The sequence below is a fragment of the Niveispirillum sp. GW835-FHT14G11 genome, from assembly GCF_058793615.1.
The window spans coordinates 139,054-154,850 of sequence record NZ_JBXAFZ010000015.1 but is presented as its reverse complement, the minus strand read 5'-3'; the positions used below and the strand labels follow the sequence as shown (position 1 = coordinate 154,850).

Annotated in this window: 16 protein-coding genes; 3 read left to right on the top strand and 13 right to left on the bottom strand. The window is 65.9% G+C overall.

All coding sequences use genetic code 11. From position 1 onward, the window contains the following. Positions 1–2: 2 nt before the first annotated feature. Both AC1Q7F_RS25150 and AC1Q7F_RS25145 read right to left on the bottom strand, forming a co-directional pair. A complete protein-coding gene (locus tag AC1Q7F_RS25150) occupies positions 3–371 on the bottom strand; it encodes a hypothetical protein (RefSeq protein ID WP_492511293.1) in 369 nt (122 codons plus the stop codon). Next, on the bottom strand, positions 368–1,735 hold the full coding sequence (locus AC1Q7F_RS25145) for an oligosaccharide flippase family protein (protein ID WP_492511292.1): 1,368 nt from the start codon (positions 1,733–1,735) through the stop codon (positions 368–370). Before AC1Q7F_RS25145 ends, AC1Q7F_RS25150 begins: the two co-directional genes overlap by 4 nt. A gap of 202 nt (positions 1,736–1,937) precedes the next feature. Between AC1Q7F_RS25145 and AC1Q7F_RS25140 the strand changes: the two genes are divergently transcribed. After that, the gene (locus AC1Q7F_RS25140) at positions 1,938–4,235 is read left to right on the top strand and encodes an acyltransferase family protein (protein WP_492511291.1); all 2,298 of its coding nucleotides are present in this window, start codon (positions 1,938–1,940) and stop codon (positions 4,233–4,235) included. Between the two features lie 7 nt (positions 4,236–4,242). On the opposite strand, the gene AC1Q7F_RS25135 is transcribed toward AC1Q7F_RS25140, so the two are convergent. The 5 genes from AC1Q7F_RS25135 to AC1Q7F_RS25115 all read right to left on the bottom strand — a co-directional run bounded on the left by AC1Q7F_RS25135 (position 4,243) and on the right by AC1Q7F_RS25115 (position 8,293). Continuing rightward, positions 4,243–4,548 carry a hypothetical protein gene (locus AC1Q7F_RS25135; protein WP_492511290.1) on the bottom strand — a complete coding sequence of 102 codons (306 nt, stop codon included), beginning with the start codon at positions 4,546–4,548 and terminating at the stop codon, positions 4,243–4,245. A gap of 102 nt (positions 4,549–4,650) precedes the next feature. After that, positions 4,651–5,634 (bottom strand): polysaccharide pyruvyl transferase family protein, encoded by a 984-nt coding sequence (locus AC1Q7F_RS25130; protein WP_492511289.1) that lies wholly within the window; start codon positions 5,632–5,634, stop codon positions 4,651–4,653. After that, positions 5,628–6,338 (bottom strand): haloacid dehalogenase-like hydrolase, encoded by a 711-nt coding sequence (locus AC1Q7F_RS25125; protein WP_492511288.1) that lies wholly within the window; start codon positions 6,336–6,338, stop codon positions 5,628–5,630. The genes AC1Q7F_RS25130 and AC1Q7F_RS25125 overlap by 7 nt, the downstream gene beginning before the upstream one ends. Then, entirely contained in the window at positions 6,331–6,951 is a 621-nt protein-coding gene (locus AC1Q7F_RS25120; protein ID WP_492511287.1) for a phosphoribosyltransferase, read from the bottom strand. Before AC1Q7F_RS25120 ends, AC1Q7F_RS25125 begins: the two co-directional genes overlap by 8 nt. After that, a complete protein-coding gene (locus AC1Q7F_RS25115) occupies positions 6,887–8,293 on the bottom strand; it encodes a hypothetical protein (protein WP_492511286.1) in 1,407 nt (468 codons plus the stop codon). The genes AC1Q7F_RS25120 and AC1Q7F_RS25115 overlap by 65 nt, the downstream gene beginning before the upstream one ends. 142 nt (positions 8,294–8,435) lie before the next feature. Between AC1Q7F_RS25115 and galE the strand changes: the two genes are divergently transcribed. Together galE and AC1Q7F_RS25105 are read left to right on the top strand one after the other, a co-directional pair. Beyond that, the gene (galE, locus tag AC1Q7F_RS25110; RefSeq protein ID WP_492511285.1) at positions 8,436–9,494 is read left to right on the top strand and encodes a UDP-glucose 4-epimerase GalE; all 1,059 of its coding nucleotides are present in this window, start codon (positions 8,436–8,438) and stop codon (positions 9,492–9,494) included. Between the two features lie 126 nt (positions 9,495–9,620). Continuing rightward, entirely contained in the window at positions 9,621–10,382 is a 762-nt protein-coding gene (locus AC1Q7F_RS25105) for a GntR family transcriptional regulator (protein WP_492511284.1), read from the top strand. Positions 10,383–10,554: 172 nt separating this feature from the next. Here the strand turns inward: AC1Q7F_RS25105 and AC1Q7F_RS25100 are convergent, their stop codons facing one another. The 6 genes from AC1Q7F_RS25100 to AC1Q7F_RS25075 all read right to left on the bottom strand — a co-directional run bounded on the left by AC1Q7F_RS25100 (position 10,555) and on the right by AC1Q7F_RS25075 (position 15,797). Further along, positions 10,555–11,352, bottom strand: a complete 798-nt coding sequence (locus AC1Q7F_RS25100; protein WP_492511283.1) for a MipA/OmpV family protein — start codon at positions 11,350–11,352, stop codon at positions 10,555–10,557. Positions 11,353–11,510: 158 nt separating this feature from the next. Then, the gene (locus AC1Q7F_RS25095) at positions 11,511–11,819 is read right to left on the bottom strand and encodes a DUF4387 domain-containing protein (protein WP_492511282.1); all 309 of its coding nucleotides are present in this window, start codon (positions 11,817–11,819) and stop codon (positions 11,511–11,513) included. Next, complete coding sequence (locus AC1Q7F_RS25090) at positions 11,819–13,204, bottom strand: acyclic terpene utilization AtuA family protein (protein WP_492511281.1); 1,386 nt, start codon at positions 13,202–13,204, stop codon at positions 11,819–11,821. The genes AC1Q7F_RS25095 and AC1Q7F_RS25090 overlap by 1 nt, the downstream gene beginning before the upstream one ends. 106 nt (positions 13,205–13,310) lie before the next feature. Continuing rightward, positions 13,311–13,985, bottom strand: a complete 675-nt coding sequence (locus AC1Q7F_RS25085) for a Crp/Fnr family transcriptional regulator (protein ID WP_492511280.1) — start codon at positions 13,983–13,985, stop codon at positions 13,311–13,313. Further along, entirely contained in the window at positions 13,979–14,734 is a 756-nt protein-coding gene (locus AC1Q7F_RS25080) for a class II aldolase/adducin family protein (RefSeq protein WP_492511279.1), read from the bottom strand. Before AC1Q7F_RS25080 ends, AC1Q7F_RS25085 begins: the two co-directional genes overlap by 7 nt. A 25-nt stretch (positions 14,735–14,759) precedes the next feature. Continuing rightward, entirely contained in the window at positions 14,760–15,797 is a 1,038-nt protein-coding gene (locus AC1Q7F_RS25075; protein ID WP_492511278.1) for an AbrB family transcriptional regulator, read from the bottom strand.

The window sequence follows — 15,797 nt, the reverse complement described above, 5'->3', positions numbered from 1 at the left end:
GTTTACGGCCGCGTCACCGCAAACGGGTCCTGCCCCGGCCGGTCCAAAGGCTGGGGACTGGCCGACCGTTTGGATGCGATGCAGGCGCCGCCCAGGCGCTTGGCGTCCGTCTCGCAATCGGCATGCACGGAATAGACGCAGGACATGACATTGCCCGTCGTCGCCAAGCAATAGGGCTGGGCGGCGACCGGTGCCTCGAATTCCCGAGCGTTGGTGGTGCAGCGGCCGCCGGCGCGGTTGGCCTCGCGCTGGCAGGAAACGGGATCGACATAGAGGCACTGGTCGGGAATGCCGGTGACCTTCACGCAATAGGGTGCTGCCATCGTCGGGCCTGCCATCAACAGCGCAAACATCAGTCCGATCCGTTTCATGCCTTCTCATCCCTTTCCACGCGCTGGCCGATGGCACGGGCCATCAGCACCAGCAGGGCCAGACAGCAAACGGCTTGCGCCACGCTGTAGCCCGTGATCACCCAATGCGGATCCAGCCCGAACCTGATGCCGCCCAGGAAGACGGCGACGGTCAGGCACAGGCGCCCCACCTGCCAGCCCGCCGCCATCGCCTGCCTCTCCAGCAGCTGCAGGGTGTGGAACACGGGCTGCACCAGCGCCTGGGCCAGATAGCCGATGCTCATGGCGCGCAGATACAACACGCCATCCTGCCATTCGGATCCGAAGACGGTGGCGAAGAGGAAGGTGGCGGCGATGTTGGCGACCACCACCCAGGCCAGCGCCAGCATGAACTGGCGCGACACGACTTGCCGGAACCGGCGCATCAGGCGGGCGGGATCGGTCGCGGCGATCTTCCCCGCCTCCCCGATATAGACCTGTAATATCGAGGTGCCGACGATGGAAAGCGGCCGCGATACTACCCGTTCCACCAGGAAGATGAAGCCGGCGATATAGGGTGAATAGAACAGCCCGACCAGCAGATAGAGCAGTTGGCTGCTGCCGGCCGCATCGATCAGGGCGGACCAACTGGCGATCAGGGGAAAGCGGATATATCGGTTTGCCAGCAAGCGCATGCGGCGCCAGGACAGCAGCCGCTGCCGTCGTCGGCCCAGCACCGTGCCGAACAGGCCCAGCGTGCCCGCCGACTGGCCCAGGACAGAGCCTGCCAGCAGGCCCGGCGTGCCCGCTCCCGCCAGGGCCAGCCCGATCTGGCTGCCCGGCCCCACCAGCCCCTGCGCCAGCCGCGTCTTGGCGATGGCGGGGAAGTCGCCGGCCCGTGTCGCCAGCTGCAGGGCGATGTAATAGCCGCCCAGGCAGGCATAGCCGATGATGAACAGCCAGCGGTAGAGGGTCAGCTGTTCGCCTTCCAGCGGCACCGGCCAAAACTCCCGCACCATCGCATCCGGCACGGCGAATACCGCCAGCCCCAGGGCCGTGGTGGTGGCCAGCAGCACGCACAGACAGAATGCGGTCAGATTGATGGCATCCCCCTGCCGGCGCACCAGCGGCAAAGCCAGTTCATAGCGCAGGGAGGCGACGACCGTGATCATGGTCAAGGCCGCCAGATAGACCGACAGGATGCCGAATTGCTGCGGGGAATAAAGCCGGGTCAGGATGGGGGCCAGCAGGATGGAGATCGCCTGCCCGCCGGCGGCACCGGTCATCATGATGGAGACATTGCGCAGGAAGGGCCGGGCCGCCAGCCCGTCGCGCAACCGGCGCGCCAGGAACAAAGGCGACAACCGGCCGGGTACCGCCATGGGGACCGTATTTTCCTGGGTCATGATGGTCCCGTCCTGTTCTCCCCCGGCATAACATCGGGAAATCACGCACGCATCATACAAAAACCTGGGTCACAGCAAGGTCACAACACGCATTCACAGCCATGCCTGAATAATCAGGTAGAGACGGAACCTTTACGTGACTGCGCCGTTCGCAGGTGCATCGAAGTAATGGGACTTTTCCGCGACAATCTGGATTGGCCACATGAACATGCAAGCCGAAGACAAGTTCGCGGACAATAATTTCACGTCCCTGCGCCAAGGCCTGGCCCTGCTGGTGGTGCTGGGCCATTACAAGCTGTTCATCGGCATCAATTCCCCGGCCTGGCCGTTCAATTATGCCGCCCTGGCGGTGGAATGCTTCTTCGTGGTCAGCGGATATCTGGTGGCCAACAGCTTCGACCGCGATCCCGACCTGAAGCGCTTCTTCATCAAACGCTTCTTCCGCATCTATCCGCTCTACATCACCGTGGTCGCGGCACAGACCTTGATCCTGGGCAGTCTGGCGCCGGGCGGCATCATGGGCAATCTGGGCTCCATGGGCACCTATCTGCTGGCCAATGCCGCCTTTGCCAACTTCCTGCAGTACGATGTGGGCGCCGGTGCGCTGAACAGGCTGTATGAGCAGAGCATCAATGCCAGCCTGTGGACCCTGAAGATCGAATTCGCCTTTTACCTGATGCTCCCCTTCCTCTGGCGGCTGTTCGAGCGCCGGGGTGTGGGCGTGCTGGTGGCGATCTTCCTGGCATCCGCCCTGTATCATTGGGGGTTGGAGCGGGCGGGCCATCACACGCTGGCCAAGCAGTTGCCGGGGCAATTGCAGTTCTTCGTGCTGGGCGTGGCCGCCTATCGCTACCGCCACCTGTTGCGGCTGGAGAACAAATGGCTGGGGCTGGGCATCGCCATCGTGCTGGGTGCCGTGGTCACGGCCATGCTGACCACCCGCCCGCCGCTGATCTATCCACTGATCGTGGCGGCACTGGTGGTCATGCTGGCGCTGCTGACACCTCGGCTGCGGATGGAGGCGGATGTCTCCTACGGCGTCTATCTGCTGCATGCGCCGATGATCCAACTGTTCCTGCTGTTCGGCATCTATGAGCCGGGACTGGAAGGGGTGGCGATCACCGTGGTCTTGGTGCTGGCGCTGGCCTTCCTGGCGGAGAGGTTCGTGGAGGCGCCGGGCATCGCCATGGGCCGCAGCCTGATCAAGCGACTGGGCCGTCGCCCGACGCCGCCGCGCACATCCCCGCCCCGGTGGCCGGGGGAACTCACTGTGGTCATGCTGAACGATTACTGCCATGTGCAGGGCGGGGCCAGCAAGGTGGCCATCGACGAGGCGGTGCGCCTGTCGCAGTCCGGCGTGAAGGTGATCTTCGTGGGCGCCGTCGGCCCCGTCTGCGACGCGCTGCGCCAGGCACCGGTGGAGGTGCATTGCCTGGGTCAGCATGAGCTGCTGGAAGCCGGAAAGCATCCGTCCACCGTGCTGCAGGGCCTGTGGAACGGCAAGGCGGCCAAGCGGGTGGCGGAAATCCTGCACACCCTGCCGCTCGACCGCACCATCGTGCATCTGCACGGCTATACAAAGGCCCTGACCACGGCACCGGTGCGCATGGCGGAACGGATGAGGGTGCCGGTGATCTGCACCCTGCATGATTTCTTCCCCGCCTGCCCTAACGGCGCCTTCTTCAACTATCAGACCGCCCAGCCCTGCACCCGCCAGGCCCTGTCGGGTGGCTGCATCGCCACCCGCTGCGACAAGCGCCGGCATGCGCACAAGCTGTTCCGGGTGGGGCGCGGGTGGATCCAGCGGCTGGCGGGACGCTTCCCGGCCTCGGTGAGGCATTATATCGCCCTGTCGGAGCGGTCGGCCGCCATCCTGTCGCCCTATCTGCCGGCCCATTCCCGCATCCACCGCCTGCCCAATCCCGTGGAGGCGCCGCATGCCCTGCCCGTCCCTGTCGCCCAGAACGACATGATCCTCTATCTGGGCCGCCTGGATGAGGAAAAGGGCGTGCGGCTGCTGGCGTGGACGGCGGCCAAGCTGGGTCTTCCCGTCACCTTCGTGGGCGAAGGACCGCTGCGGGCCGAAATCGAAGCGATGCAAGGCATGAGTGTCACCGGCTGGCTGGGGTCGGCGGAGATCCAGACCTATCTGTCGCGCGCCCGCTGCCTGGTGTTCCCCAGCCTGTGGTACGAGACGTTCGGCCTGACGGTGTCCGAAGCCGCCGCGCGCGGCGTGCCGGCCATCGTCAGCGACATCACGGCGGCGGCGGAGCGGGTGCAGGATGGGGTGACCGGCTGGCGCTTCCGCAGCGGCGACGGGGACGATCTGGCCCGCTGCCTGAAGCTGGTCAAGGATGATGGGCAGGTGCAGGCGGTGGGTACCGCGGCCTATAATGCCTTCTGGTCGGACACGCGGTCGGGGGACCGGCATGTGGCCGATTTGCTGGAGATCTACCGCAAGACGGTGGGGATCGGGCCAAGGATGGCGGCAGCGGAGTGACGCGTTATTAGATGCCTTCGATCAGCCTGCGGCGGCCCGCTGATCGCGCATCGGCTTCACGCAGGCGGTAGCATTCGGCACATAGGATGGCGATGCCATCCGGCACTTCCACGGTGTCGGTCCATTCCCCGCCATTGGCCTGCAGATATTCATCGCAGGCTTCGCACCATGCATCGCGCAGATCGTCCTCATGCTCCGACACACCGGAAACGAACCCGACCGTCCCAGGACACGGCACGCCGACGATGTGATTGCAGACGAACGCGATGGGCTGCCTTCCATGCACGTGGCATGTGCAGAAGTCGTCATCCATGTGCTTGCTCCCGTCAGATGGTTGCATACCATGGATAAGAATATGGAGGCGGCACGGATGCCGCCTCCATAATTTCTTGCAAACCGACGATTGCAAAAGCCTTTACGATGCCATCGTCGCCAGCGGTTCGGAAACCGGGGCGTCCCGTCGGAACTGCCCCATCCAGGCGACGATGCCTTCCAGCGGCAGGGTCAGCGATAGGGGCCGGGGATTGTTGATCCAGTTCTCAATCGCGTCGGGTTCTGTACGCGAGGCCACCGGCAGGCCGGTAGAGACGCTGAGTTCCGTGGCGCGGTTGTCCACGGGGATGATCAGGGCGCGGCGGCGATGCTGCAGGGCGCGGATGCCGCCATGCAGACGGGCGCCGATGAAATCCACATCCTCCATCTCCAGCAGCCGGTCATAGGCGGCCACGTCGGGCGCGATGGGCACATAGCCGGTGGCGCCGATCTCCTGCATATAGGGTAGGTCCTCTTCCTGCTGCGGCCAGAAATAGACGGTGCGGTATTGCTGGCGCAGCATTTCGAAGATCTTCAGGTCCAGTTCCGGGGCCGGCCGGTAATAGGTGACGGCAAAGACCGCGTCACGCGCCTTGCGCACGGGGATGGTCTGGCAATGGGCGCGGTCCAGCATCCACATGGTCGGACAGGCCGTATAGACGATGTTGGGCACATGCGGCCGCAGCAGCTCATAGGTGTGCATATCGCGCACCGAATGCAGCAGGTTCCTGGACAGGACCTTGCGGAAGAACAGGCGCGTGGCGGCATCGGCGCCGGCCCGCCCATATTGCTGCCAGCCCACACCCATCAGCACGACGTTGCGCCAGTTCAGGTAATCCAGCGGCGTGATCTTCCAGTTGCCGCGTACCAGCATGTGCGATTTCAGGATGTTGGTGCCGCCGACGATGGACAGGTCGGCCTTGCGCCCCTCCCGCAGTTCCGCCAGCGTCGCGCGGCGATGGGTGGGGGTGCTGATGAAATCGGCATCCGGGAACAGTCCCCGCACCTCCTGCCAGACGGCGTCCATGATGAACTGGTCGCCCAGATTGTCGCTGTCCATGGCGGTGTCGAACATGTTGATCAGCATTGGTGCCTCCTGTCTTGCCATTCATCGCCGCCGGGCGGCAGGATTTCGCCGCCCCGGGAACCCGGGCGCAGCAGCGTGCCGGGAAACCGCCCGGCCAGATCGAAAAGATCGTGGTCATCGCCGAACCAGTAGACGGTGCCGCAGACCGCGATCAGCGGCAGGTCGTCCTCATGATCGGTGAACAGGATGCGCGGCCGGTGCTGCCAGCCGCGCCGGGCGAGGAATTCCAGCACCGCGTCGCGCTTGTGCGGGCCGACATTGCTGGGCACATGGCGGGCACGGTTGGCGAGTGTCGCCAGGACATGCGGCACGCCCAGCAGGCGGCCGAGATCACTGGCGTAATCGGCCACCGCCGCCGTGGCCAGGACGGCATCGACGCGGCCATCGGCCACCGCTGCCAGCAGTGCGGCGAGTTCCGGGCGGACATGGCTGTAAAGGCGATTGTTCAATACCGCAACGCTGGCCCCGCCATCCCCGTCCGTGGCCTCACGCCACAGGCCCTGGAGGCGCCATTTCAGCGTTTCGTGATCAATCAACCCGGCCTTGCGCGCCGCAAGCGCCCCGCCGGCGCGCAAGGCCAGGCCCAGCCTCCGGCCGGCGGACAGATGCGGATAACGGGCCCACAGCATCTGCACCACCCACAGCCGGAAGCTGTTCACGCTAAGGACCGTTCCATCCAGGTCCAGGATCACGACGCTATGCATCGAGCGACCAGGGGAACCGGCACAGCTGCCGGTCATAAAGGCTGTACCAGGGCTGGATCAGGGGCTGGCGCGTCGTCACGGTGATGACGGCCGACTTGATCCGCGCCTGCTGCGGGGCCTGGCGCTGCAGCAGGCCCATGACATGGGACAGGGTGGCGCCGGTATCGATGGCGTCATCCACCACCAGCAGCGACGGGCTGTCGCCGGCCTTCGCCAGCCACACGTCCAGCAGTGACAGTTCTTCGGGGTCGAAATGATAGGGCTGATCGGCCACCGGGCGGGGCCGGCGGGTCAGCATGGCATGTTCCCAGACGCGCAGCTTGTCCAGGATGGGGCGCGGCAGGCTGGTCACCAGCGACTTCAAGGTGCTGGACCGTTGCTTGTGGGCGGTGGTGGCGCGCCGGCAGGTGATGGACAGCACGGGTATCGGATCGGCCAGCGACCGCGCCATGGCGTGGGCCACATGCAGCCCTCCGGTGCGGATGCCGATCAGGGCATCCGGCTTGAAATCCGCCAGGACCTGCCGCATCAGCTGCGCGCAGGCGGCATCAAATCCGGCCTGATCGAAGCTGACGACGTCTGGGCGCCGGGCGGTGTTGCTGTTCCCGATCATCCGGGACCTCCATCTGGCTGGGGATTGCCTGCGGCTCTTCAGGCCGGGTCAGGGTGGTTTCACGCCACAGGGTGCCGATGGCGGCGCCCAGGAACAGGCAGGCGGCCTGATCCTCGATCACCGACAGCACGACGCCATAGCCGGCGGCGAAGGCCAGGATGGCCACCGACGCCTCGGCCCGGCGGGTCCTGCCGCTGGTGACAGGCTTCAGCGCCAGGCGCACGGCCAGGGCGGCATACAGCACAGCGAACAGCCCGAAATAGGCGTAGAGCAGGACGGCGATATTGTCGGCGGGGTTGAAGGCGCTGGGCGCGTACAGACGCTGCGGCCCGCCGATGCCGCCCAGGCCGACGCCGAACACCAGCAACTGGTGGCGGGCAATCCAGTCCCAGGCGTCGGGCCAGGTATAGGCGATGCGCAGGAACAGGGATTCCATGCTGAACACGCCGTCGCCATGGTCCAGATGCAGCCCATGGGTGAACAGCGGCAGCCCCGCCGCCAGCAGCAGGAAGCAAAGGAAACAGACGCGCAGCCAGCCCAGCCGCTGGGCCGCGGGCAGGCACAGCAGAAAGGCGATGGGCAGGAAGGCGATCAGCGACCCCTTCTGCGTGGTCAGGAACACCCCGATCACCGACGGCAGGGCCAGGGCCATGCGGCAGCCCCGGCTGCGCATCCGGCACATCAGCACGATGGTCAGGCAGGGCAGGATGGCGGCCACAGCGATGGAACTGCGGGTGAAGCCGGCCACGCGCCGGGCGAACGGGTCGCTGATCTGCCAATCCTTGGACACATCGACATTCAGATCGCCGACCTGGGTGGTCATGCCCGTCCAGGGAAAGGCCATGCCCCCCTTATCCAGGATGATGCCGATCATGATCAGCACCCAGAGCAGGGCGAACAGGCGCAGCATCCGCCCCTGCGGCGCGATCAGCATGCCAGCCGCGAAGAAGCCGAACAGCAGGTTCATCACCACCTTCACGCCATAGGCGGCACCCGTGACGCTGCCCACCGTGCCGATCAGCACCAGCCCGTGAAAGGCCATGGCGACGCCGAAGGCCAGGATGGCCGGATGCAGGCGCAACTGGTTGGCCTGTGTCGCACAGAGCAGCACCAGCGGTACGGCCATCAGCCCGTCGCGCAGCAGGATGAAACTGTCCTTGCCGGCCAGATAAAGCCCATATCGGACCGGTGCCTCCAGCGCATAAATGGCGAGATAAAGTGCGGCGCAGCACGCGAAGAAGGCGGCCAGCCGGGGCACGTCGATATTGCCGGCGCCTGTCACGGGGACGGGCACGTTTGCTCTTGTGTGGCCGCTGCCGGCAAGGAGAATGCTGTCGCTCATGGCAGCATCACAACACCGGGTTGGCTGCGGCGGCTTGTGACCAATATGTGGCCGCACCCTTGGCCCCTTGCCCGCATGCTGCGCTGCGGTGTCTTCATCATGGGGACCGATGGTCCTGATTTTTGATGAAGGGAGCCTTCACATGATCGCACCGCGCGTGATCGTCACCGGCGGCGCCGGCTTTATCGGCAGCCATACCTGCAAGGCGCTGTCGCGGGCCGGGTACCTGCCCGTCGCCGTCGACAATCTGTCCAACGGATCGGCCGAAGCCGTGCTCTGGGGGCCCCTGGAAAAAGGGTCGCTGGAGGAGCCGGGGTTCCTGGACGGGGTGTTCCGCCGGCACAAGCCTGTCGGCGTCCTGCATTTCGCAGCATTGATCGAAGCGGGGGAGTCGGTCCGCTCTCCCGGCCGCTTCTACCGCAACAATGTGGCCGGGACCCTGGCCCTGACCGAGGCGATGGCGCGGCAGGGTGTGGATAGGCTGATCCTCTCATCCACCGCCGCCGTCTATGGCAATGCCGGGGACCAGCCGATCAAGGAGATCCATCCCTGGCAGCCGGTGAACCCCTATGGGCAGAGCAAGCTGATGGTGGAAACCATCCTGGCCGACCTGGCCGCCGCCAACGGTTTGCGTTTCACGGCCCTGCGTTATTTCAACGCCTCAGGCGCCGATCCGGATGGGGAACTGGGCGAACGCCATGACCCGGAGACCCACCTGATCCCGCTGGTGCTGCAGGCAGCATTGGGCAGGCGGCCGGATATCCGGATTTTCGGTACGGACTATCCCACCCCGGACGGCACCTGCATCCGGGATTATGTCCATGTCCATGACCTGGCCGACGCGCATGTGCGGGCCTTGCGCCGGCTGCTGGATGGCGGCGGCAATATCCGCCTGAACCTGGGCAACGGAAAGGGATTCTCCGTGCGCGAGATCATCCACACCACAGGCGAGGTGACGGGACGGCCGATCCGCGCCATTGAGGAGGCGCGGCGGCCGGGCGATCCCGCCATCCTGATTGCAGATGCGTCCGCCGCCCGGGCGCATCTGGGCTGGACCCCCGCCTTCCCGGAGGTAGCCGACCATGTGCGCCATGCCGCCGCGTGGTTCCAGCGCCATTGGGGCATGAAGGCCGCACCCGTGCCGACCGTCCCCGTCTGGGAAAGCATCTACCCGACGCCGGCGGCGGCCACGCCCCGATAGCAGGGTCGCGGCACTTTGGATCAATTGTCATTTTATTTGAATGCAAACCCAGCGGGAAACGATACAGTCCCCCCAACCTGTGCCGGAGGGGAACCGGCCAGGAGGGGCATCTGACGGGGCTGGGGCATGGTGGACAGCGAAGAATTTGAACGCGACGACGCGCTGGCCGAACCCCAGCAGACGGAACCGGCCACCCATACGGTGCTGATGCGCCTGCGGGAGATGATCGTGACGGGCAAGATCGCGCCCGACAGCCGGCTGCGCGCCGAAGCGCTGGCCACCCTGCTGGACGTGTCGCGCACCCCCATCCGCAGTGCCTTGGCCGTGCTGTCGGCCGAGGGGCTGGTGAATTACAGCGTCAATCGGGGTTATACAGTGCGGGCCGTCACCATCGGCGACGTGTTCGACAGTATCGAGGTGCGATCGACGCTGGAGGGCATTGCCGCGCGCGCCGCCGTCAACCTTGGATGGGAACCCGGCGCCTTGCGCCAATCGGCCAGCTTGGTCAAACAGGGCCGCGTCATCGTCGACAAGGGCGAATGGTCCGAACAGATCGAATATGACTGGTACGAGCTGAACCGGCAGTTCCACCGCTCGATCCTGGTGGCGTCCCGCAACGAGGTGCTGCGCAATGCTGTGCGCATGACCCTGATCTATACGATCCTGGGCGATGCCGCCCGGCTGTGCCCCAGCATTGCCGCCAGCGTCCCGCCGCGTTACCGCCAGCTGCCCCCCACCCCGCCGGACCATATAATGGAAAGCCAGGCGGAGCATGAGGCGGTGCTGGAGGCGTTCAAGCGGGAGGATGCGGAGGAGGCCCAGCGCCTGATGTCCAGCCATGTGCTGGCCACCCGGCACCGGCTGAAGGCCATCGTGATCCCGCGCTAAGTTTTGTCCAACCCACAGAAGCCGCTATTCCCGCCTCCCCGGCGCAAGCCGGGGCCCAGGGGCCGCAAGGAAAACCGTTAAGCCGCATCGATCAACGCGGCTGACAGGTCGGGCTTGTGATCCTGGGCCCCGGCCTTCGCCGGGGAGGCGATCAAGGTCGCTTATATCGGGTTCAGAACCGGTAACCGATGGCCAAGGCGCCGGAGAACTGGCTGGCGCTGCCTTCCAGGCCCACGACGGGGCTGTCCTTGAAATCACCGGTCAGTTGCTTGTAGCTGCCCAGCAATTGCAGGCTCCAGTTCTCGTCCAGGGCATACCCGACCTTGGCACTGATGCCGATGTCGCGGATGCCGCTGCCCGCATTGTAGACAGGCAGGCCGCTGGCCGCCGCACCGGCCGCGTCGATACCGAAATAGGCCTGGGCATATTTGTCATCGACATAGGTCAGGCGGACACCGCCGCCCACCGACCAGCGGTCGCCCAGCTTGCGGCCATAGGACAGGCCCAGCGAGCCGATGGCACCATCATGCTCGTTGGACACATCCGTCAGATATGTCGCCTCCAGGGTCAGGCTGTCCCGCCGGTCGAAAATGCCCTGCCAGGAATAGCGGACGAATCCGCCGGCCTCGAACGCGTCATCGATCTTGGGCAGGCGGCTGACCCGGTCGCTTTTCACGCCCTTGTCGCGGCCATCGCCGATATCCATCATCGGCCCGAACGACAGTCCGGGTGTCAGCTCCCAGCCCAGACGCACCTCCTGCCCCTGGGCTTCCAGGAAATAGGGGCCGTAGGACAGGTTGCCGGCGACATAGGGTGTCAGTTCGAAATCGTCCGAACCCAGATAGTCGGGCCGGGCGCCGATGCCGGCGACAAGACTGCCGGACCATTCATGCCCGTGCACGGTTTCGGCATGCAGAAAGGTGCCGGCCGTCAGGGCGGCCAGCAGGAATTGGAGGCGAAAGCCCCGCATAATCTAGTCTCCTCGTCAGATGACGAGCGTCCCTCCCGGGGATTTCGCGGCGGCGGCGATCATCCTGTCGCCTTCCCGCCGGCTTTGATTGTCTGCGAGGCTCCCGACTATTTCTTCATCCCCGCTCCGGCCTGTCGCCGGAGCGGGGTGGAAAGGCGCTATCCCAACTCGACATCCAGCAGCCGCACGAATTGCTGGCCGCAATGCATGTCGCGCTCCACGACACCACCCTGCGGGCTGGTGCGGGCATGGGAGATCTTGACCATGTTCAGGCTGGGCACCGGGTAATGGCGCACCAGGGCCGGGTCGGCGCCATAGAGGCGGTGGAACGTGTCCGGGCCCAGGGCCGGGTGGGCGTGATAATCACGGAACTTCTCCGGCCCGTCGAAGAACAGGTCGAACGTGACCCAGAACGGTCCGGCATTCTTGGACCGGACATGGCGGCAGACATCCTTGAGCTTGACCATCACGCCGCCTCCCCTTCGCTCATATCGATCCAAACCGTGCGCACCAGTTCCATGGGATCGTCCAGTTCCACCACATGGTTCAGCAGGAATTCGTAGACCGGCCCGCGATCAATGTCGGCCGGGCTGAAGGCAAAGCCGTAGCTGGGCAGTTCCTCGTCCATGATGACGGGGAAATGGAAGAAGTACGGGTTGCAGGCCTTGGCAATCTGCGACGCCGTCTCCTGGCTGTCGGCGGTGGCCACGAACAGCACGCCGATCTCCCGCGGGGCCGGGGTGCCGGGTGGTGGGCGGTCGCCGGACACGGCGTTCCAGCCATACATGCGCAGCGAAATGTGAAAATCACCGGCCGCAGCACCGATGGTCTTGTGCACCCGGTCATAGAGGGCTGCCAGCATGCGGTCGTGGAATGTATCCACGTCCGCCAGGACATGCGGGTCCTGGATGCCGATCAGCATCACCGTCTGGAACCGGCGGCTGCCCGCGCCTTCCAGCTTCATCGTATAGGGCTGCTTCTTCCAGACCGAGCCGGTGACGGACACCGTGCGGTCGTCCCGCTGGGTGTAGACCGCATCGGTCACGTCCAGCACGCCGCCGGGTTCGGTCAGCAGAAACGGGTTGCTGTTCTCATACAGCATATGGGCCGACACGCTGTCCGGGTTGCAGCGGTTGGCCGGCGACAGCGGCTCCACCTCGAACCCGTCATCGCCGATGCTGATCAGGATGCCCGCACTGGCGGCGGGGGAGACGGTGCATTGCCCGCCGCATTCGGCGATCTTGGCCGCATGCCAGGAGGCACCGACATTGGCACCCTTCAGCAGGGCGAAGCTGGCCAGCACCGCCGTATCGGTGGTGCGCCCGCCCAGGATGATGTCGGCACCCGATTCCAGGGCCGCCATATAGGGTTCCGGCCCCATCACGGCGACGATATGGTCGCATTCATCGATGGTGGCATCGGCGAGATCACCCAGGGGCGGCAACGGCCGGATCTTGCCGGCTGCGTTGTATTTCTTCAGCGTTTCCTTCTCCTGCTCGCAATAGAGCAGGGCGATCTTCGGCCGCAGGCCCAGTTCGCCCGCCACCTCCAGCACGATGTCGCGGGTCCAGTCCAGGTTGCGGTCGCCGCCGGCCTGGCCGCTGGTGCCCACGATCAGCGGGATGCCGGCATCGGCACCGGCCCGCATCAGGATCGTCAGGTCGCGCTTCACCGAACCGCGATTGTTCTTGGAGATGCCCAGCGCCAGATAGGCGGCCCCGCTGTCGGTGGAACCGGCATCGGTGGCGATGGCGTGCGCGCCGCGGGCGATGCCGTACCGCACCTCCTCCTCCCGCGCGCCGGCGCCCAGCGACCCGGTGGGGACCAGGATTTTGATCGGACCATCCAACATGATTTTTTCAATCCAGGTGATTGCGGCGGCCTGTCGTGAGGCCAGTGAGGGGAGACTGATTTATTGCATCCATTATGTCAAGTTTTTGGATGCAAAAATTTGGATGTCAGCGAACCAGTGCCGAAAGCCCTTGCGGATCAAGGATATCGATGCGGCCGGGCGCGCTGCGGATCAGGCCGGCCCCTTCGGCATGGGCCAGCAGCCGGCTCAACCCATCACGCGACAGGCCGACGCGGCTGGCCAGATCGGCGCGGTTGACCATCACTTGCCCACCATTCCCCATGTCCAGCAGGGCATGGGCCAGCCGGGCGGGTGGGCTGTGCAGCAGGGAAGCCCCGACCTGATCGATGGCCGCCCGCTGCTGCCGGCAGGACAGCAGGGCCAGGTGCCGGTGCAGGTCCGGGGTGACAGCGGTCAGGGCGTCGATATCGGCGAGTGGGATATGCAGCAGCCAGGTGCGGCCGGCGGCCACGGCATCATGGGGCTGCGGCTCGCGGTCCAGTGTGGACAGAACCCCGAACCAGCGGCCGGCGGGCACGGTGACGTTCAGCAATTGCCTTCCGCCCTGCGGGTAGGAGACCAGCCGCACCCCGCCGGACAGCACGCGGTAAAGTCCGCCCGGCGGATCGCCAACGCGGTAGGCGCAGTCCCCATCGGCCAGGGACCGGCGCTGCGCGGCGGCGGCCAGCCACCCCCGGCAGGCGGGCGGCAGGCCGGCGAACCAGGGATCGGTCTCCAGCAGGGGGACCGTCCCCAGCGCACGGGCCGGCGCCGTCAGCACCGGAAACCGGGATCGATACGGTCCAGCTTGCGCAACAGCGCCGGCCAGGCCAGCTTTTCGGCCGCCATATCGGCCATGGGGCCGCTGGACTGCGCGCGCACCTTGTCGGCCACACCGGCCGGCGGCTGGTGCAGATTGTCCCGCCCTGCCGCCAGCATATGCACCTGCGCCTCGCACGCGCGCTCGGTGAAATAGATGCGCAGGAAGGCGGTGGCGATGGAGGAACCGACGGCCAGGGTACCGTGGTTGCGCAGCAGCAGGATGTTCTTGGTGCCCAGATCGGCCACCAGTCGCTCCCGCTCATCCAGATCGGTGGCGATGCCTTCATATTCATGAAAGGCGATATCGTGATGGGCGATCATCGCCGTCTGGGTCAGGGGCAGCAGCCCCTCCTTCATCGCCGATACGGCCTGGCCGTGGGGCGTGTGCAGATGGATGACGGCATGGGCATCCTCGCGCGCCATATGGATGGCGGAATGGATGGTGAAGCCGGCGGGATTGACCATGTGCGGCGTTGGTTCCACCGCCCTGCCCTGCACATCGATCTTCACCAGCGACGAGGCTGTGATCTCATCGAACATCAGATTATAGGGGTTGATCAGGAAATGATGCTCCGGACCGGGGACCCGCACCGACAGGTGGGTGAAGATCAGATCATCCCAGCCGTAATGCGCCACCAGCCGGAAGGCCGCCGCCAGATCGGTGCGCAGCCTGCGCTCATCTGCCGACATCTGCTCAAGGTTCGACATCGCGTTTTCTCCCGTTTGATGTTTCTCACGCCAGGCGGCGGGCCACATAGGTGGCCAAAGCCGGCCCGACAAGCAGGACGACGATCACCCGCACCACCTGCGCCGACAGGATGAAGGGCAGGTCAACCGGCACCGTGGCGCCGATGATCAGGATGGCATCAATGCCGCCCGGCGTCGTCGCCAGATATCCGGTCAGCCAGTCCACGTCGCAGAGCACGCTGACCAGGAGGCCCAGCAGCGCGCACAGGCCGATCAGGCCGATGGCGGCGGCGATGATGCGCGGCATCGACTGGGCACAGTCGGCCAGAGTCGACCGCGTGAAGGACAGGCCGATATTCCAGCCGATGATGGCATAGGCCCCGGCGGCCAGCAGCGGCGGCACTGACGGCTTGGCCAACCCCGCCGCCATCAGCGCCGCCCCGACCAGCCCCGGCACCAGGAAGGCGCCGGACGGGAAGCGCAACCAGCGCGCAACCAAGGCACCCGCCAGCGCCAAGGCCGCCGTCTGCCCCAGCCCCCAGGTGTCGAGCGGCGGAAACCAACCCGCCCCGTGCAGGGGTGTGGCTTCACCGGTCAAGAGATGGGCGAGCGCGATGGCCGATCCCGTCACCATCAGGATGCGCAGATACTGCATCACCGCGACCATACGCGCGTCGGCCCCCTGTTCCTGGGCCAGGGCCACCATGCCGGCGGCCCCGCCAGGCGCCAGGCCCCAGACGGCGGTGGAGCCTTGGAACCAGCCGCCCTTGCCCAGCATCCAGCCCAGACCGGCGCTGACCAGCATGGTCGATCCCGCCATCAGCAGGAAGGCCGGCAGGTGTACCAGCAGTGCCGGTCCCATGGTCCGGCCCATGGCGACGGCCACCAGGCAGCCGACAATGGTATAACTGGCCAGCAGTGCCGATTTCGACGGCCGGATCGCCACCCCGCCCAGACCGAACCCGATCCCGGCCAGCAGCGGGCCAAGCAGCAGCGCCGCCGGCATTTCCGCCGCCTTCAACCCGGCGACCAGCAAAGCGGTCAGCACTGCCAGCCCCAGCCACTGCCCCCCCTTGGCCAGCAT

What these genes read in the sequence shown, in the direction of transcription:
- AC1Q7F_RS25150 (WP_492511293.1), bottom strand. Translation starts at nt 371, where the DNA reads ATGAAACGGATCGGACTGATGTTTGCGCTGTTGATGGCAGGCCCGACG.
- AC1Q7F_RS25145 (WP_492511292.1), bottom strand. Translation starts at nt 1,735, where the DNA reads ATGACCCAGGAAAATACGGTCCCCATGGCGGTACCCGGCCGGTTGTCG.
- AC1Q7F_RS25095 (WP_492511282.1), bottom strand. Translation starts at nt 11,819, where the DNA reads ATGGTCAAGCTCAAGGATGTCTGCCGCCATGTCCGGTCCAAGAATGCC.
- AC1Q7F_RS25105 (WP_492511284.1), top strand. Translation starts at nt 9,621, where the DNA reads ATGGTGGACAGCGAAGAATTTGAACGCGACGACGCGCTGGCCGAACCC.
- AC1Q7F_RS25115 (WP_492511286.1), bottom strand. Translation starts at nt 8,293, where the DNA reads ATGAGCGACAGCATTCTCCTTGCCGGCAGCGGCCACACAAGAGCAAAC.
- AC1Q7F_RS25125 (WP_492511288.1), bottom strand. Translation starts at nt 6,338, where the DNA reads ATGCATAGCGTCGTGATCCTGGACCTGGATGGAACGGTCCTTAGCGTG.
- galE (WP_492511285.1), top strand. Translation starts at nt 8,436, where the DNA reads ATGATCGCACCGCGCGTGATCGTCACCGGCGGCGCCGGCTTTATCGGC.
- AC1Q7F_RS25100 (WP_492511283.1), bottom strand. Translation starts at nt 11,352, where the DNA reads ATGCGGGGCTTTCGCCTCCAATTCCTGCTGGCCGCCCTGACGGCCGGC.
- AC1Q7F_RS25090 (WP_492511281.1), bottom strand. Translation starts at nt 13,204, where the DNA reads ATGTTGGATGGTCCGATCAAAATCCTGGTCCCCACCGGGTCGCTGGGC.
- AC1Q7F_RS25075 (WP_492511278.1), bottom strand. Translation starts at nt 15,797, where the DNA reads ATGCTGGCCAAGGGGGGGCAGTGGCTGGGGCTGGCAGTGCTGACCGCT.
- AC1Q7F_RS25120 (WP_492511287.1), bottom strand. Translation starts at nt 6,951, where the DNA reads ATGATCGGGAACAGCAACACCGCCCGGCGCCCAGACGTCGTCAGCTTC.
- AC1Q7F_RS25130 (WP_492511289.1), bottom strand. Translation starts at nt 5,634, where the DNA reads ATGCTGATCAACATGTTCGACACCGCCATGGACAGCGACAATCTGGGC.
- AC1Q7F_RS25140 (WP_492511291.1), top strand. Translation starts at nt 1,938, where the DNA reads ATGAACATGCAAGCCGAAGACAAGTTCGCGGACAATAATTTCACGTCC.
- AC1Q7F_RS25135 (WP_492511290.1), bottom strand. Translation starts at nt 4,548, where the DNA reads ATGGATGACGACTTCTGCACATGCCACGTGCATGGAAGGCAGCCCATC.
- AC1Q7F_RS25080 (WP_492511279.1), bottom strand. Translation starts at nt 14,734, where the DNA reads ATGTCGAACCTTGAGCAGATGTCGGCAGATGAGCGCAGGCTGCGCACC.